The sequence below is a fragment of the Natrinema gari JCM 14663 genome (assembly GCF_000337175.1).
Classification (GTDB): Archaea; Halobacteriota; Halobacteria; order Halobacteriales; family Natrialbaceae; genus Natrinema; species Natrinema gari.
Map to the genome: position 1 here is coordinate 38,956 of NZ_AOIJ01000040.1, position 15,920 is coordinate 54,875.

Annotated in this window: 19 protein-coding genes and 2 pseudogenes; 7 read left to right on the forward strand and 14 right to left on the reverse strand. The window is 59.8% G+C overall.

What is annotated here, in order from left to right:
- The first annotated feature begins 164 nt into the window (after positions 1-164).
- The gene (locus C486_RS05635; protein ID WP_206536968.1) at positions 165-1,193 is read left to right on the forward strand and encodes a hypothetical protein; all 1,029 of its coding nucleotides are present in this window, start codon (positions 165-167) and stop codon (positions 1,191-1,193) included.
- Complete coding sequence (locus C486_RS22765; RefSeq protein ID WP_008454008.1) at positions 1,190-1,561, forward strand: type II toxin-antitoxin system PemK/MazF family toxin; 372 nt, start codon at positions 1,190-1,192, stop codon at positions 1,559-1,561. The genes C486_RS05635 and C486_RS22765 overlap by 4 nt, the downstream gene beginning before the upstream one ends.
- Positions 1,562-1,947: 386 nt before the next feature.
- Here C486_RS22765 and C486_RS05640 read toward each other — a convergent pair whose 3' ends face one another.
- The gene (locus tag C486_RS05640; protein WP_008454011.1) at positions 1,948-2,214 is read right to left on the reverse strand and encodes a PhiH1 repressor-like protein; all 267 of its coding nucleotides are present in this window, start codon (positions 2,212-2,214) and stop codon (positions 1,948-1,950) included.
- 228 nt (positions 2,215-2,442) lie between these two features.
- Between C486_RS05640 and C486_RS05645 the strand changes: the two genes are divergently transcribed.
- Positions 2,443-3,228: a zinc ribbon domain-containing protein gene (locus C486_RS05645; RefSeq protein WP_008454012.1), complete on the forward strand. Its 786-nt coding sequence runs from the start codon at positions 2,443-2,445 to the stop codon at positions 3,226-3,228.
- 177 nt (positions 3,229-3,405) lie between these two features.
- A complete protein-coding gene (locus C486_RS05650; protein ID WP_008454014.1) occupies positions 3,406-4,302 on the forward strand; it encodes a hypothetical protein in 897 nt (298 codons plus the stop codon).
- Positions 4,303-4,474: 172 nt separating this feature from the next.
- Here C486_RS05650 and C486_RS05655 read toward each other — a convergent pair whose 3' ends face one another.
- Positions 4,475-4,738, reverse strand: a complete 264-nt coding sequence (locus C486_RS05655; RefSeq protein WP_008454015.1) for a hypothetical protein — start codon at positions 4,736-4,738, stop codon at positions 4,475-4,477.
- Between the two features lie 259 nt (positions 4,739-4,997).
- Here C486_RS05655 and C486_RS21895 point away from each other — a divergent pair.
- Positions 4,998-5,211: pseudogene (locus C486_RS21895) on the forward strand (hypothetical protein); the annotation flags it as partial.
- 66 nt (positions 5,212-5,277) lie between these two features.
- On the opposite strand, the gene C486_RS20045 reads toward C486_RS21895, so the two are convergent.
- Both C486_RS20045 and C486_RS20050 read right to left on the reverse strand, forming a co-directional pair.
- Positions 5,278-5,928, reverse strand: coding sequence for a LysE family transporter (locus tag C486_RS20045; protein WP_008454021.1), 651 nt, complete (start codon positions 5,926-5,928; stop codon positions 5,278-5,280).
- A complete protein-coding gene (locus C486_RS20050; RefSeq protein ID WP_008454023.1) occupies positions 5,925-6,674 on the reverse strand; it encodes a YqcI/YcgG family protein in 750 nt (249 codons plus the stop codon). The genes C486_RS20045 and C486_RS20050 overlap by 4 nt, the downstream gene beginning before the upstream one ends.
- Before the next feature lie 127 nt (positions 6,675-6,801).
- Between C486_RS20050 and C486_RS22185 the strand changes: the two are divergent.
- Positions 6,802-7,131, forward strand: a pseudogene (locus C486_RS22185) (hypothetical protein); the annotation flags it as partial.
- A gap of 376 nt (positions 7,132-7,507) precedes the next feature.
- Here C486_RS22185 and C486_RS05665 read toward each other — a convergent pair.
- The 3 genes from C486_RS05665 to C486_RS21590 all read right to left on the reverse strand — a co-directional run bounded on the left by C486_RS05665 (position 7,508) and on the right by C486_RS21590 (position 9,208).
- Complete coding sequence (locus C486_RS05665) at positions 7,508-7,915, reverse strand: helix-turn-helix domain-containing protein (protein WP_008454024.1); 408 nt, start codon at positions 7,913-7,915, stop codon at positions 7,508-7,510.
- Between the two features lie 102 nt (positions 7,916-8,017).
- The gene (locus C486_RS05670; protein ID WP_008454026.1) at positions 8,018-9,061 is read right to left on the reverse strand and encodes a sulfite exporter TauE/SafE family protein; all 1,044 of its coding nucleotides are present in this window, start codon (positions 9,059-9,061) and stop codon (positions 8,018-8,020) included.
- Positions 9,062-9,208: a DUF7512 family protein gene (locus C486_RS21590; RefSeq protein ID WP_008454028.1), complete on the reverse strand. Its 147-nt coding sequence runs from the start codon at positions 9,206-9,208 to the stop codon at positions 9,062-9,064.
- 360 nt (positions 9,209-9,568) lie between these two features.
- Here C486_RS21590 and C486_RS05675 point away from each other — a divergent pair, with 360 nt between their 5' ends.
- A complete protein-coding gene (locus C486_RS05675) occupies positions 9,569-10,414 on the forward strand; it encodes a universal stress protein (protein ID WP_008454029.1) in 846 nt (281 codons plus the stop codon).
- Between the two features lie 118 nt (positions 10,415-10,532).
- On the opposite strand, the gene C486_RS21900 is transcribed toward C486_RS05675, so the two are convergent.
- The 7 genes from C486_RS21900 to C486_RS05710 form a co-directional block, all read right to left on the reverse strand.
- The gene (locus C486_RS21900; protein ID WP_049910195.1) at positions 10,533-10,847 is read right to left on the reverse strand and encodes a hypothetical protein; all 315 of its coding nucleotides are present in this window, start codon (positions 10,845-10,847) and stop codon (positions 10,533-10,535) included.
- Complete coding sequence (locus tag C486_RS05685) at positions 10,808-11,074, reverse strand: hypothetical protein (protein ID WP_008454034.1); 267 nt, start codon at positions 11,072-11,074, stop codon at positions 10,808-10,810. Before C486_RS05685 ends, C486_RS21900 begins: the two co-directional genes overlap by 40 nt.
- Positions 11,074-12,075, reverse strand: coding sequence for a cytochrome d ubiquinol oxidase subunit II (cydB, locus tag C486_RS05690; RefSeq protein ID WP_008454036.1), 1,002 nt, complete (start codon positions 12,073-12,075; stop codon positions 11,074-11,076). Before cydB ends, C486_RS05685 begins: the two co-directional genes overlap by 1 nt.
- Positions 12,068-13,489, reverse strand: coding sequence for a cytochrome ubiquinol oxidase subunit I (locus C486_RS05695; RefSeq protein WP_008454038.1), 1,422 nt, complete (start codon positions 13,487-13,489; stop codon positions 12,068-12,070). Before C486_RS05695 ends, cydB begins: the two co-directional genes overlap by 8 nt.
- 193 nt (positions 13,490-13,682) lie before the next feature.
- Positions 13,683-14,855 carry an inorganic phosphate transporter gene (locus C486_RS05700; protein WP_008454040.1) on the reverse strand — a complete coding sequence of 391 codons (1,173 nt, stop codon included), beginning with the start codon at positions 14,853-14,855 and terminating at the stop codon, positions 13,683-13,685.
- A 44-nt stretch (positions 14,856-14,899) separates the two neighbouring features.
- Positions 14,900-15,358: a YeeE/YedE family protein gene (locus C486_RS05705; RefSeq protein WP_008454042.1), complete on the reverse strand. Its 459-nt coding sequence runs from the start codon at positions 15,356-15,358 to the stop codon at positions 14,900-14,902.
- Positions 15,358-15,915 carry a YeeE/YedE family protein gene (locus C486_RS05710; protein ID WP_008454044.1) on the reverse strand — a complete coding sequence of 186 codons (558 nt, stop codon included), beginning with the start codon at positions 15,913-15,915 and terminating at the stop codon, positions 15,358-15,360. The genes C486_RS05705 and C486_RS05710 overlap by 1 nt, the downstream gene beginning before the upstream one ends.
- Between the last annotated feature and the right edge of the window lie 5 nt (positions 15,916-15,920).

Genomic DNA, 15,920 nt, shown 5'->3' on the forward strand with positions numbered 1-15,920 from the left:
TTATTTGTGGTTCTATAAATAATAAAATCATAGGGAATAAGCTCCAGACGAAGAAGCAACTGCAACAAGAGAAACGGGCAAAATTAGAGGCAAAGACATTCGAGCGCTTCAATTAGACAGATGAAGTACGATGAAAGAGATAAAGTACTCCGGTACTAAGACATATGCACATGCTCACTCCTGGGGATGAGGAATCCCTCCTTATGGACATAAAAGAGGGAATTCAGTATGCCCTTTATCTTGGCAAGCAAGAGGGACGGTTCACAGAGGATGAGATTCGGCTTGACAGGATTCGTCTGAATAAACTTCAGTACATCGTGAATGAAGATCGGGATTTAGGGCTAACATTTGGATGGTTCAAATATGGACCTGCCCCAGAAGACGTTACTACGGACGCTGGAATAGAACTTGGTCCTCGGCAGGGAGATGAAATTGATCATCTGGAGGAAACGAGACTTCCCAGCAGAGATTTCCTTACCACGGAAGCATTTGCATATTATTTCCTTGAGAATTTGAATGGCGAATTTAATGAAATTGTGACTACAGAAGGGACTAAGACTTATTTGGAGGACTTCTACAAAAAATATGCACCAAATGACGAGTATGCTGCTAGGTTTACTGATCTGTATATAGAAAGTGCCCGACTCCAACAAACGCTTGATATAATCGGAAACAACAAGGAATGGCATGATAATTCGACAGAATATTACTACGAACTGAATAGAAAGTTTGTACCGGTTAGTGAGGAACTATCCAAGCACGAATCTTTAGAACATACTCGAGAACCTCTAGAAGAGTACCGAAAATTATTGACTAGTATTATTTCAGAAGCAGATGCAAAAGAGGAGTTGTCAACACCCCAACAGGCATTCATCAATAATGCTATTCGTAAATTCTACAACACGATTTGGGATTTTGTAGCTCAGGAGTTATCTCTCCGGACCATGCGTGGCGATAACGTAGGCGAGTTGCGTCCAGATGTGGAAACAAACGCCGAGAAATACCGAGACGGTCTGTGGAAAAAAGAATTGAGATCTCTCAAGGAAAGAAGACATTCTGTGGATCTAGAACCCGACTTAGAGGACATTGAGGAACTAGATTCAGAGGGAAATCCGGGAAATGACGGACAGACTCTCAGCGGAGAACTGATTGAACAAGTCTCTACTATGGGATCAGAGGTGATCAAGGAGTGAGTTTCCCTAATTATGGAGACCTCATCCACGTCAATTTTAGACCAAGTCATCAATCTGACCCCGGTGAGTTTGAGGATCCACATCCTGCAGTTGTGATTCAATATACCTGTGATAACGATAGAGCAGTAGTGGTGGCCCCAATTTCGTCACGCGATCAGCAGAGTAGATCACGCGAAGTGAAATTACCTGGGACAGTTGATGGACTAGATAATGACTCGGTAGCTATTTTAAATCTGATTACTACTGTATCTTTTGAGGGCCGGATAAGAGCAGACGGAGATGACTCTGCTTCTTGGCGTCTTGGTCAAGTTCCTCCAAGAAAAATGGAAGAGATACAGGAGAAGTTAGAACGTCTCTTCCTAATATAGTTGTTCTCGAGATAGCGTATTATCCTTACTGCACTCGATGTCGATGGATGAATATGATTGAAGACTTATATGTGGGCCAGTAGGGTATTGATTCTATTGGATCCCCTCAGATATAACCTACTTTCGTCTTGGTAGTACCTTCAGAAGACAAACCCACTGCTTCTCCACTATATACTGCACGCCGACAAAAATCCGTCTTCCGGATATGCACACGAACGGGGATTGACCGTGTGTATAACCGAAATCAATCGTAGAGGCTTACATAATTACTGTATGCTATCCCTCCCAAATTCTGTAACTCAAAATCGATATTCGACAGCATGAGATCGGAAGCTTGTATTCACCAACAGAGTAACCGCGTCCTGAGGAGGAGACTAAAGACACCTTTAATTTGTGTCTTCAGTTGGCTCGAGTTCGCTCGCATCGAGTTTTTCAGCGAGATATGCTTCACCATCGTCGGTAATTCCATAGAGGCCACGCGAGATTCGGTCAAGCAGGCCGTACTCGGCAAGCACAGGACACCGGTTTCGAGCGTGGCCGGCACTGGGGCCGCCGAGATCTTCGATTGCTGTTGGAGTCAGGTTCCCGTACTCGCGGATAAGTTCGAGAATTTTGTCGTCCGATGGAACCATCCACTCGGCTTCCTGGCGCATTTCACTCGAGAGATTGGAAGCAATGGACATACGCATACTGGTTGTGGGTTTTTTCTGGCTACTAGTCCATAAGTAATTGTATTAGACAATCATCTACTGACGAGTCGTCAGTAAGTTATATTAGCAGTCGGTGATAATTAGCTGTTGATCCGCCCCTTCTGGACTGCGAAGGTCCAGCGTGCTGGAGACACGCCGGGGTCGGGTCAGCCTCTGCACGAGGGTCCGACCATGCGAAACGAACGCTCGAGGGGCAATGAATATTGCTCCACAGACGACGGTATCACCGGCCAGTCGACTGGCCGCGAGAACAGCCCAGCCGCCACCGGTCCCGCCGACCGCACCGCGATCGGCGTCGACCTCGGGGAGCACAACCTCTACACCGCGTGTCCGTCGCCCATGCCGGACTGGAAGGGTGCCTACGCGATCCCCGGCGACGACCTCTGCGCTCGCCTCGACGCGCTTCGCGACCGCGTCGCCGCGCTGCTTGCCGACGCCGACCGCGAGACGATCGTCGCACACGTCCGCCACCGTCGGGCGGCCCTGCTCGAAACGCTCGACGACGCGGCGCGGGAACTCTGTGACTACGCGAGCGCGTACGACCACCCCGTGCTCGTCACCGAGGACAGCCACTACGGGCCGGACCTGTGGGCGTGGCTGACCGACCCCGATGCCCACCGCGGCACGGCGTGGCTGCTCCCGACGGCCCATCTGCGCCTGCGGACGGTCGCCGCCGAGTACGGCATCGAAGTCGCGACGGTGCCCGTCGCCTACTCCTCCCAGGAGTGTCACGGCTGCGGGACCATCGGCGACCGACGGCTCCACCAGACGTTCCGCTGTACCAACCCGGACTGTCACGTCGAAACGGTCTACGCCGATTACAACGCCGCGAAGGTCCTCGCACAGCGGTACTACCCCAACCAGCGGTGTGCGTACCGCCCCCCGCGCTCGACCGACGAGCGAGCGGCGCTCGTCGCCGACGGCGGGCCGCCGCGGTCCCACCAGGACGGCGCGTAACGCCCGCCGCCTGCGGGTCGCCGCTCGAGCCGGGGGCCGGGCGACCTCGAGTCGATGCCGTGGAGCCGCGTACCAGTTGCTCGTCCGCCGCTCCCCGTCCGTCCTCCGACTCCGTATGACCACCACGCGCCGGCTGTATCGGCTTGCCAACCACCCCCTCCCACGACTCACGACGACATGAGCACGAACGCCGACCACTCCGACCCGACCGCATCGACCGTCCAGACGCTGGCATCCGAACTCGAGGCGCTCCGCGAGCGGATCGATACGCTCGAAGCCAGCCTCGCGCGGAAGACCGATCGCCTCGACCGCCTCGCGTCCGCACTCGAACGGGAGCGGGCGGCAAACGAGCGTCTCGAAGCCCGGCTCGAGGAACTCGAGGGCGCGCACGCGCCGCTCGAAGCGCGACTCGACGCCCACGAAAAGAAACTGAACGCGAACAAGGACCGCGTCGGCGAACTCCAGGCCCGCGAACTCGAGAAGGGTGCCCATCTGCTCGCGGCGAACGTCGACGAGAGCGAGCTCGACGTCGCCGGCGGTCGCCTCGAGCGAGTTCGCAAGGACGACGGCGAGCAGTACTTCCGACTGCCCGATAGCGACGACCCCCTCGAGCGCGGCGGCGATGTCGCGTTAGCACACGGCGACCTCCTGCCGATTCAGCAACTCGCGAAAATGGACGATGACGGCCTCCGTGCAACCACGTCCTCGCTCCCCTCGCGGCTCGCTGCGACGCTCTGGAAGGCGCGCACCGATCCGAGTGTCGGAGACGACCCGTGGAAGAACGGGTGCAAGACCGTCCGGGAGTACGTTACGGCAAGCGATATGAAACACTGGATCCGCCGTCAGGAGACGGGGATCAGCGACGACTACGCGAAGAAACTCGTCTCGCGGACGATCGACGCGTTGCTCGACCTCTCGAAGCACCGACTGGCGGTCGAACGGAGACGCCAGCGCAAGAACGGCCTCGAGTACACCGAGCGCCGCGTCGTGCTGATGGCGGATGCGGATGTCCCCGGCGACCGCCCGAGCGCAACCGAAGGGGACAGTCCGGAGACAGCTGACGTCGACGGCTGACGCTGTCCCCGGATCTCCACCCCCACCCTGAGAGGGCGGTTAACTCTCCCCGACGAACGAACCCCCACACTGATTGTGGTCGTGTACGCGTCCGCGTAGTCGTCCATCCGTCCCGCGATCGGTCGGCGACGGTCGAGGCTCACCGACTGCTCGAGCCGGGTCACCGAAGACGTCAGCTGTCACCGGAGCGAGTGGTGGTCCAGCCGTGAACGCGGTCCCGGATCGATTCGGCAGTCGTCCGGTGACGTGTCGGTTTGTCTTCTCCCATTTCGGCCTCGGGGTCGAGCGCCTCGAGAGTGCGGACACCACCGCGGAGCGTGCGATCGACACTGCTCTCGAGGAGTCCCCTGCCGTTCGCCAGGAGTTGCCATTGATCGATGTCGATCTCGGTGTGCGCGATGAAACGGTCGTGGGACGGTCGACTGAAGACGGTCAAACGGTGACCGAACCCGAGACTGGCACTGTACGGTCAGCGGGTGGCTCGGAGCCCGATGCACTCCACTTCTATCTCGCGGGCTCGCGCCAGTTGTGTGCGCGGTGTAATCCCGGCGGTTCGGCGACGTCTGGACGCGCGACCTCGAGAAGCATCCCGTGTCCAACCGATGAGCGGCCGACCGGTCGTCGACGTGAGGCAGGCGTGGCTCACATTGGACACACGACAACCGCTGAGTGGACTGGCTCACAATGTACACATGATGAGAAGCGACAAAAAGCGCGTTCAGTTTCGGGCACCCCACCGACTCATCGACCGGACCGATGCACTCGCGGATGTCCTCGAGGAGGACCGGACGAATGTCCTCGTGACTGCGCTATGAGGCGACGCACGACGACGCGCTCATGCAGGAAATCGCGGCCGCCTACGACGACGGGATCCCTTTCGAGCAACTTAAGTCGCTCGTCGGTGCCGACTATTTTCATCACAACAACCCCTCAAGCATGACACGGCCAAAGGACAGTCAGTTAGAGAAATGAATGTTATAGGAAGATCGCATCAATCGCGTAGTAAGCGAACATCATACCAAAGCCGATCAGTAGAAGACCTGCACCGATGGAAAAATACCGAAGTAGTTTCGCTGTTACAAATCGTCGTCCATAGTGGATTGCTGTTGCGAGCCCAAGATCCCAGAAAGTAATGCCAACGAAAATAGACGCACTATACAATAGTGCTACCTCTATTCCTACCTGATTAACTGTCGTAGCTAATACTGATCCATAGATTCCAATCCAGAATACGATATTCAATGGGTTTGAGATAGCAATTAAAAAGCCAGATAAGAACGAACGGGACAGAGGTTCTTGACGACCGCCATCGGATTTTAACCCAGTTTCGAAATTGGTTGTGTTTTGGGAATCCATGATCGACTCGTAGCCCAGATAACTGAGAACTACAGCGCCAAATACCCACATAACTGCTTGTGCTAATGTTGTTGTGAGTTTTTCAGACAATCCAAAGTATATTAAAAACATCAATACAAGATCAGCTGTCATTCCGCCAACACCGACAAGCCATGAATTCCAAAATCCATCTTTTAGACCTTGGTTCACTATTTTGATATTGATTGGACCAATCGGTATTGACAGAGCGAAACCAAGAAGAATGTACTGAAACGCTTCGGTGGCAATCATTTTGGATCTATTTCAAAGGGGAATTCATGGATGGATTCATCGTTCGTATCTGGAAGGAAATATTGTTTCCATTCACGTGTGTTAGAGTTACCGTAATCGCCAATATCTGGATGAGGCGGTATCTCGTCGTATTCCTGAAGTCCTGCTCGAATAATCTCTCTCGCCTTTTTTCCTTTCTCTGTATCTCCTGTGATATCGTTGAGAGTCCCGCGCGGCTGGACAGTAATTTCGAGTCCATGTGGTGCGTATCGACTGAGCCGTCGTTCATAACATGGTGCACGCGCTACGAGGAACATTGGTTCACCTCCGAAGCAGAACTCCCATTTTGGATCGTCTGGGTCAACTGGAATTTCATCTGGCCATGGTTCAGGGTCGTGTTTGTTCAAGAATTCAAGCAGATCCCAAAAACAATTCCTAAATTCAGACTCGTTTAGTTTTTTCTGTTGTGGCTTAAAAAATATTGCCAATGTAGTTCGTTTTGCGATTTCTTCATACATATTAATATACTCATGGAGTCCATCTCGAAGTTTCATCAGATCATTATCATTCGACTTCGATTCGACGAATAAATATCGAGCGTTTCCCTGACGTTGAGCCTTACTACCAAAGTGACATGGATACGAATCTCCATTAACAAGTGAATCACGAAATCCTTCATAGCAGGCTTTCTTCCATTCTTTGAGCTTCCTTTCTTTTATCCTCATTTCGATTTCTTCTTTGGTATATATCTTATCGGTCTTCCTCATATAGCATTTAGCTATTTCTAATAGCAACTATATTTATCTTTCTATTTTTCCACCCCCATAATTGTGAATGAAATATGCGCCTATTGAATATAGACATCCGTACGATATAATATGGTATTTACAGTATGTTCGCAATTGGGTGAACGATGCCGATCTCACGCGGACATTCATCCACGAGCACGCGCATGCAATACTCAACTTCAACGTCCACGACACTGAACGATCGAGACGCGAGGTCAAGGCCGAAGCCATCGCGTACGTTGTCGGCCGGTACTGTGGGCTTGCCACCAATGGGTCAGCGTTCTACCTGGCTGCGTGGGAGATGGACGATCCAGAGGTAGTTTGCGACCGACTCGATCGAATCAGTCGGACAATAGAAGAACTCACCGCGGTTCTCGATAACGGACTATCTCACAAAATTCCAGCGAGACATATTGCACGTGATCGCCGGCTATAGTAGCAACTAAACGTCATTGCACACCTGATCGCACGATAGCGTTGCGATCAGTGTGTCACTCGTTTCAATTGCTACTCTAGGACGAACCGTATGGACTCGCGATCAAAGCTGTTTGTCCAACCGCTCCTCGAGATCGAGGCGAAGCGAGCCGCTGTCTCGTCCTCGTCGAGACGCCGATTGAAATCCGCCGAGCGGAAATTAGTATTGCTCAATAGACCCACGTCACGGCGATAGCGCTACGTTCGACGGTCAGGTCCACGTCCAGTCGATGTGAACGGTCTCGACGACGAATACGGACCCGGTACGAGAGAGGCGATAGTCGAACCGAAGTCCGGAGGTCGTGGTGGCAAGCGAGGGGGAGCCGAGAGATGGTCCCTTAGCTCTGAGCGGGGAGTTCGGTGTCGGCTTCGGCGTGTTCGTACTTGTCCTCGAACTCCTGGATGAGTTGCCCCATCTTCGCGTACCAGTCGTTGAGCATCCGCTGCATATCGTTCGCGATCTGGGTCGGGTCGGTCGGGTAGTAGACGTGGTAGTAGCCGCCCTGATCGTAGTTGATCTGCTCTTTCTGGATGAACCCGCTCTGGAGCAGTCGCTGAATCGATCGGTACGCGGTCGAGCGTTCGCGGTCGACCCGCTCGGCGACTTCGTCGATCGTCAGTGCCTCCTCGCTGTCGACCAGCGCACGGAAACACTCCTTGTCGAGTTGCTTGAGTCCGTGGATACACTCCAGGAGCCCCTCACATTCCATGTCCTGTTGTAGTTGTTCTGCCATCGAGTTAGCCATGGTACTGTCTCGAGGTAGGGACCGCGGCGGTATAAGGGTTGTGTGAATATTGTACAATGTCGATGAGCCGAGGCCGGAACGGGGCAAGCGGCGTCGTCGATGTCAGTCCGCAGTCGTCGCGGACGCGTTCGACCGCGCTCGCATCGTCGTGATCGTGCTGTAGATCACGGCCCCGCTGACCATGAACGCCGAGAGCATGATCAGGATGAACCCGATCGTGTCGAGGACGGGCATGCCGAGGTAGCCGGCCGACTGCTGGAAGGCGACGGCGACCGAGCCACCCAGGAGCATCAGCCCGAAGTAGATCTTGATGTCGTCCTCGTTGACGACGCTGGTCGCTGCCGAGCCGATACGGGCACCGAGTGCGCTCCCGGCCAGCAGCGGGACGACGATCGAGAGATCGACGCCACCGTTGAGTCCGTAGGTGTACGCGCCGAAGCCCCCCGAGATGACGATCTCGAACAGGTCCGTCCCGACCGCGATCGGCACCGGGACGCCGATCAGGTAGAACAGAGCAGGCATGCGGATGAAGCCGCCGCCGACGCCGAGGAAACCCGAGAGGAGCCCCGTGGCGAACGCGACGCCGAGGATCATCCACAGCGACACCTGAATGCCCCCGGAGAGGGTCATCATCGGCGGGACCCGGTAGGACTGGATCTGCTTTGCGATGTCCGGGATGTCGTCCGGGTCGATGTCCTGGTTTGCGACCTCGTGGTGGCCGCCACCGCCGCTGTCGTCGGATCCGTCGGACCGCAGCGCGTTGTAGCTGACGAACACCCCGATACCGCCCAGCAGGAAGACGTACGTGACGCCGATGACGCCGCCTGCCAGTCCGAGTGCTTCGAGGGAGTACACGAGGTGACTCCCGACTTCGATACCTGCGGTCGTTCCGACGACCATCAGGCCGCCGAGTTTGTAGTCGACCTGCCCGAGGTCGCGGTGTTTCAGCGTCGCGATAACGGCCGTCCCGAAGACGAAGGCCATGCCGCTCCCGACGGCGACGCGGGTGGGGTACCCCATCACGAGTAACGCGGGCGTGACGAGGAACGACCCGCCCATGCCGAAGAAGCCGAACAATACCCCGACCATGAAGCCGAAGCTCACGAACAACGCGAGCATCGCCGGCGCGATTCCGAAGGGTTCCATCTATGTGTGAGTGATGCGTTCGACGAGTGGTTGTGCGACCTGCTCTACGGCACCGTACCCCACGTAGAGGGCGACCGCCTCGAGGAGGATGGTGCCGACGAGTGCGCCTGCCTGTACCGCCGGTGAAGACGCTGCGAGGTCGATCATCGGGATCGCCCTCCGCCGTGCAGTTGTGTTCGAATCATGGATTTCTGCTCAGTATCATCTACCTGGAGGACAGCTATAACGCTTTTGGGAATAGCGTGCAATATTACTGCCGTCAATCTCACGGCTATCCAACGAGAATATTCGAATACGTTATACCGATATGGATCGGTCCACGGCGTCCGGCTCTGCGTCTGGGGCGCGAATGGAACGAATAGCTGACAGTATTGCCACGAGACAACGGGAGAACTACACCGATCCGATCGATCATCGGCCGCATTGATCGGCTCACCCGCACCCGACGGACCGGAGTTAGTATTGACTAGCCCAAACAACATTATGCTGTCGCGTCCTACGAGCGGTATGAAAGCGATCTGTGCGACCGATCTCTCCGCCGCCAGCGAGGCGACGATCGAGAACGAGACGTGTCTCGCGTCTCTCGGTCGAATCGGCGTCGAGGAGATCCACCTCGTGACCGTGATCCCGTCGAACGTCCACGCGGGCATGCCCGGCATCGATTTCGAGGAACGCCGCGAGCAGGCGCTGGCTCGCTACCGGCGCGTCATCGACAACGCCGGCTTCGATACCGAGGCACACGTCGTCCGCGGCACGCCCCATCGGCGGATCAACGGGATCGCCGACACGATCGGTGCCAGCCTCACGGTCGTCGGCTCGCGCGGACAGAGCCCGCTCGAGAACCGTGTCATCGGCTCGACAGCGCGTAACCTCGCGCGGACGACGGTCGTGCCGCTGCTCGTCAATCGGATCGAACGCGAGGCCGATGCGCCGGCCGTCGTCCGGGAACACCTGTTCCAGCGTCTGCTGTACGCGACGGATTTCTCCGAGAACGCCGACCGGACGTTCGAGGCGTTCTCGTACCTGCGCCACGCCACGCAGGAGGCGACGCTCGTCCACGTCGAGACGCCGACGGACCCAGGGCTCCCCGAAGACGAGGACCCGAACGCGCGACTCGAATCGCTGGCCGCCCAACTCGAGGACTGGGGGATCGAGACGCGAACCGTCGTCCGGCAGGGTGATCCCGCCGCCGAGATACTCGCCGCGGAGGTCGAGTACGAGCCGACGACGATTCTCGTCGGTTCGCGCGGTCGCAGCAGGCTCCGCCGCCTGTTGCTCGGGAGCGTCTCCGAAGACATCGTCGCACGGGCGGACGGGAACGTCATGCTCGTCCCGCCGAACCGAATGGCCTGACACCGGCGGCGAACGGACGCAGTCGACGTGTTGCGAGCCGGCTTCGTCCGATCCGTCTCCTGTTATGCAATTCGCGATGCGCACCGGGCATCAGAAGATCCACGCGATCGCACTACTGTCACAGCGCTCGGACGGATCGATCGCCGATCGTCGACACCGTCGTCCGCGACGAGGCGTTGACGCGCTTCCGATTCGGCGTGCCGGGATTACATCGACCGACCGGACTCACCTTCGGAGCTCGTGGACGAGGCTCGAGAACGACCTCGAGGAGTTGCGAACCGCCGCTCGTGGCGATTTCACCGACGAGGAGGTCGAGCAACGGCGTGAACGCCTGCGAGGTGAGCAGAAGCGGTTGACGTGGCTCCACCGCCAGCGAGCCCCGTCGATCGGCACTCACTCGATCGCGTTCCCGTTCTGCGAGGCTCGGAGCCATGCTTTGACGAGTTCGTTGACGTTGTGAAAGACGATGCCGACGGTGAGCAGGGTCGTCGTCAGGTAGAGCACGAACCCGGGCGGGCCGCCGACCGTCGCACCGAGGAGGCCGCCGGTGATGCCGACGATCGTGAGTTCCAGCCACGTCACCAGGATTCGGGACCCCAGCCGTGGCGGCGACGGTTCGGTCCCCGACCCGCTCGGCGGTCGATCGTCCTCGGAGCCCATCAGTACGACTCACCCGCCTCGATCGGGCCGCTGAACGCGGAGTAGAGGATCACAAAGTAGCCGAATATGAGCGGCAGCAGGATCGCCGCTCCGATCGACAGGAGGTTGAGCGGCAGCGTCGAGACGATGGCCGTCTCGACCGTCAACCCGCCGGCGCGGTCGATGGCCGGATACATCAGACCGGCGACGATGCCGACCAGCGCGAAGACGAGGCCCGCGGCGGCACCGAACGCCACGTAGTAGCGGTCGGCCCGCGTCGCCGCCGCGTACACTCCCGCAAACACGAGCGTGGCGAGGACGAGCACGCCGACCGGCGCGGAAAACAGGGCCGCTCGCATGGCGGGAACCGCTCCGTAGACGTATCCAAGCGTCACCACGATCAGGACGAGATACGCCACGAGCGCACGGTACCCGTCAGTCCGGAGGGTCTCGCGCAGGTCGCCGCGCGTCTTCAGTCGGAGGAACGCCACGCCGTCGACGACGGTCAGCGCCACGACGGCCAGGCCAACGACGAGTCCAGGGAGCGTGACGATCGTCGTCGTGCCGAGCAGCCAGTTCGCCGTGAACATTCCGAGAAAGAACGGCGCGGTGAGGCTGCCGATGACGAACGCCCGCCCCCACCACCGTTGCCACGCCTCGTCGTGGCGCTGTTCGTACATCTCGGGGGCGAGCCCACGAAGAATGAGCGCACCCAGGATCGCGAACAGCAGCAGGTAGTGGCGACTGAACAGGTTGGCGTAGACGGCCGGGAACGCCGCGAACATCGCGCCGCCGAAGACGACGAGCCACACCTCGTTGCCGTCCCAGAACGGTCCGATGGCGGACAGTAACTGCTCGCGTTCGTCGGCGTCCTCGCGCGTCGCGAACAGTGCGCCGACCCCGAAGTCGAAGCCATCGAGGAACAGGAACGTCGCGAAGATGAAGAACAGCAGCCCGAACCAGAGGTCCGCGAGCGGGAGCCCGAACAGGGGATCGGTCGCGAGCGAGGCCGGATCAGTCATCGGCCTGCACCTCCGACGCGGGCGTCCCCGCACCGTCCAGTTCGGGACCGTCCACGGTCGGCGGTCCGGTCCGAATGATCCGGACGACGACGTACGCATAGAGCGCGAGCAGTCCGAGGTAGACGACGGCGAACCCGGCGAGCGTCGTCGTCGCTTCGACACCCGTCAGTCCCGTCGAGACGCCCTCGCTCGTTCGCAAGACGCCCTGGATGAGCCACGGCTGGCGACCGACTTCGGTGACGACCCAGCCGAGTTCGACCGCGACAATCCCCAGCGGCATCGAGAGCATCAGGGCCTTCTGGAGGAGGTCGTCCGAGAGGAGTTCGCCCCGCCACCAGCGGTAGCCGCCCCAGACGGCGAGCAGGATGAACCAGAAGCCAAGCGCGACCATGAGCCGGAACGCCCAGAAGACGATCGCGACCGGCGGCTGCGGGCCCTCGAACTCCTCGAGCCCCTGGATGGTTGCCTGCGGATCGCCGCCGCTGGCGAGCCACGACGCCCCGCCGGGGATGCCGATGCCGAAGATGTCCTTGGCCCGTGGATCGAAGAGATCCTGGATGCTCGTCGGGAACGCGACGATGTACTCGGGGACGTAGGAGTCGGTCTCCCAGACCGCTTCCATCGCGGCGAACTTCTGTGGCTGCGTTTCGACGACATGTCGCGCATACAGATCGCCGTGGAGCACCTGCAACGGCGCGGTGATGAGCAACGCGAGGAGGCCGAACTTGAGCGTCGTCTCCCAAAACCCGATGTTCTCGACCGGATACCCCCACACGTAGTGTCTGAAAACGAAGTAGGCTCCGAGCCCGGCCATGAACAGCGCGACTGACTCGACGGCGGCGTTTTGCATGTGGACGAACATCCAGGGGAACCGCGGATTGGCGTAGGCGGCGACCGGATCGACCAACTGCACGATCGTTTGTCCGTTTTCCGTGGCCAGTTCGTAGCCCCGCGGGGTCTGCATCCACGAGTTGGCGATCAGGATCCAGAGCGCCGAAAGCCACGTGCCGAGCCCGACGGCGATCGCCGAAAGCATGTACAACACGTTGCCGACGCGCTTGCGACCGAACACGAAAATCCCGAGAAACGTCGCCTCCAGCATGAACGCCATCATCCCCTCGAGCGCGAGCGGGCCGCCGAACAGTTCGCCGGCAGTCGTCGAAAACGCCGCGAAGTTGGTGCCGAACTCGAACTCGAGGACGATTCCGGTCACGGTGCCGACGACGAAGCTGACCGCAAAGATTTGCGTCCAGAACCGTCGCAACTGTTCGTAGACCGGTTTTCCGGTACGGATGTCTTTCCACGTGAAGTAGACGAGGAAGGGTGCAAGCCCCATGCTCATCACGGGAAAGATGATGTGGACGATGGTGGTAAGTGCGAACTGTAACCTGCTTGCGAAGACCGGATCAATCATGGTGTGTCATGGGGAACGCGTGAACCGCGATTCGTCAACCGGTGCTTTTCGATCCGAACGAGTCGCCCTAGTTGTGTCTGAGAGAGGGCAACGCGGTAGTATTTGTGGTCGGTGCGTCGAAAGCGACGGTGGCCTCGCACTGACGGGGCCGCGATTCGAATCCGCCCGGGCCGGACCGGTGTCTCGTCCGTCGCTACGGGCCGACGAGAGACATCGAGCCGTAGCCCAGCCCGAACGCGAGCACGAGCGAGCCGAGCCAGGCGGCGACGGTGAGCCCCAGTTTGCGAGGGCTGACGCCGGCCCCACCGGCGACCGCGAGTCCGCTGCCGACGATGGCGCTCACCACGACCTCGTTGAACGAGATCGGCACCCCGAGCAGGACCGCGGTCTGGGCGATGAGAAACGAGGGAACGAGCGTCGCGATCGAACGGCGCGGACCCAGCGACGCGTACTCCTGTGAGATCGACTTGATCATCCGCGGTGCACTCGTCCAGGACCCGACGAGAATCCCGACGCCCCCACCGAGCAACACCGCGATCGGCGACACCATCGGCATATCCGCGAGCAGCGGGAACAGCGGTCCGACGGCCAGTCCGACCTGGCTCGCACCCGCCGAGAACGCCACGAGCGCGCCGAGCGAGAGCAGGAACCGGCGCAGGCCGCCGGCCTGATCGCGGCCGATATCCCAGCGGACGGCGGCCGCGACGACGACTCCGATACCGAGCGAGATCGCGGCCGTTACAGCGATCCCGTCCGCCGGGACCGCAGCGCTCCCAGCGGCGGCGAGCGTGCCACCGGCCGACGAGAGGACGACGAACTCGAGGTTCGCGACAACGGTGCCGACGATCCCGGCGAGGAGCGGCACGCTGACGGCCTCGGGCACGTCCGGCCGCGGGAGGACGCTGGCGATCCCGTAGGCGATACCCCCGCCGACGAACGGCGTGAGTACCCACACCCCGCCGATTTCGGCGTACTTGCCCCAGGCCGGATCGCCGCCGAGCGCGACGCCGACGCCGATGACCGAGCCGGTCACGGTAAACGCGGTCGCGATCGGATACCCGGTGGCGATGCCGATCGCCATCAATCCGGCACCGATCAACAGGACGACGATGACGCCGCCGACCGGGAGCGTGACCCCCTCGACGAGACCGGTGCCGACGGCTTCCGAAACGCGTGCGCCCTGCGTTACCGCCCCGGTGAAGCCGAGGATGCCGACGAGAAACGCCGCGCGCATCGTCGGAATCGCGTTCGCGCCGACGGCCGGCGCGAAGGGAGTCGCACCGCTCGAGCCGGCCCCGATCACCCAGGCCATGAACAGGCTCGCGACGGCCGCAGTGGCGAACAGCAGTATCGTTGTGAGTTCCATCAGTGTGTGAAGGCCGTGTGTCGGTTCTCGAGACTCGAGAGGCGTCAGTCGGCATCCGATGCGGCGAGTTCGGTCGTGGCGCGCGTGCTCCGCCAGACACCCTGTAGATAGGCCCCGACGAACATGCCGGCGAGGGCCCACAGGATGGTGACGTTGCCGACGCCGAGGCTGGCGTAGGCCGCCCCGGGACAGATTCCCGAGAGGCCCCAGCCGATGCCGAAGATCGCGCCGCCGATCAGGACGTTCCGATCGAACGGCTTCAGCCGGCGTTCGTACCGGTCGCCGGTCAGCGGCGCGCTGTCCCGGAGGCGGGGCATCACGGCGAAGGCGATCCCGGAGACGATCGCTGCGCCGAACATGACGAACAGCAGTCCGAGGTCCTCGAACTGCAGGAAGTGCAGCACGACTTCCGGGCGCGCCATCTGGCTGAACCCGAGGCCGAACCCGAAGATCAGGCCGCCGACGAGGACCAGCGGCATGAACAGGGGATGGCGATCCGCCATTACGGACTCACCCCCAGTGCCGCGACGATCTGTGCGGTGGCGATCGCGACTGTCAGGAACGTCAGTACGCCGACGATCGAGGTTTTCGACGCCGAGCCGACGCCACAGACCCCGTGGCCGGACGTACACCCTTTGCCGATTCGGGTACCGATCCCGACCAGGATGCCGCCCAGGAACAGCCGCCACGGCTGGACGGCCGTCGCCCAGAGCGTCACGCCGCCGACCTCGTACAGGTCGCCGGTCGTCCCGGCGTCGTAGAGCGGGGTCGTAATCACGCCCGACTGGACCGTCGCAGCGAACGCCAGTCCGCCCAGGACGATCCCGAGCGTGAACACGACCCGCCAGTCACGCGACGCGACGTACCGCTGGAACCGCGACCGCCCGGAGACGTACGACAGCGTCGACTCGAGGAACGTGCTCGCCCCGGCCGGGATGCCGGTTCCGACGTAGATGACGACCGTGCCGAGACCGACGAGCAGCCCGCCGACGGCGTAGCGACTGATCCCGTTGGGGAACAACTCGGCGGTCAACTGGAGTGGGACTGGATCTGCTACCATCGGGC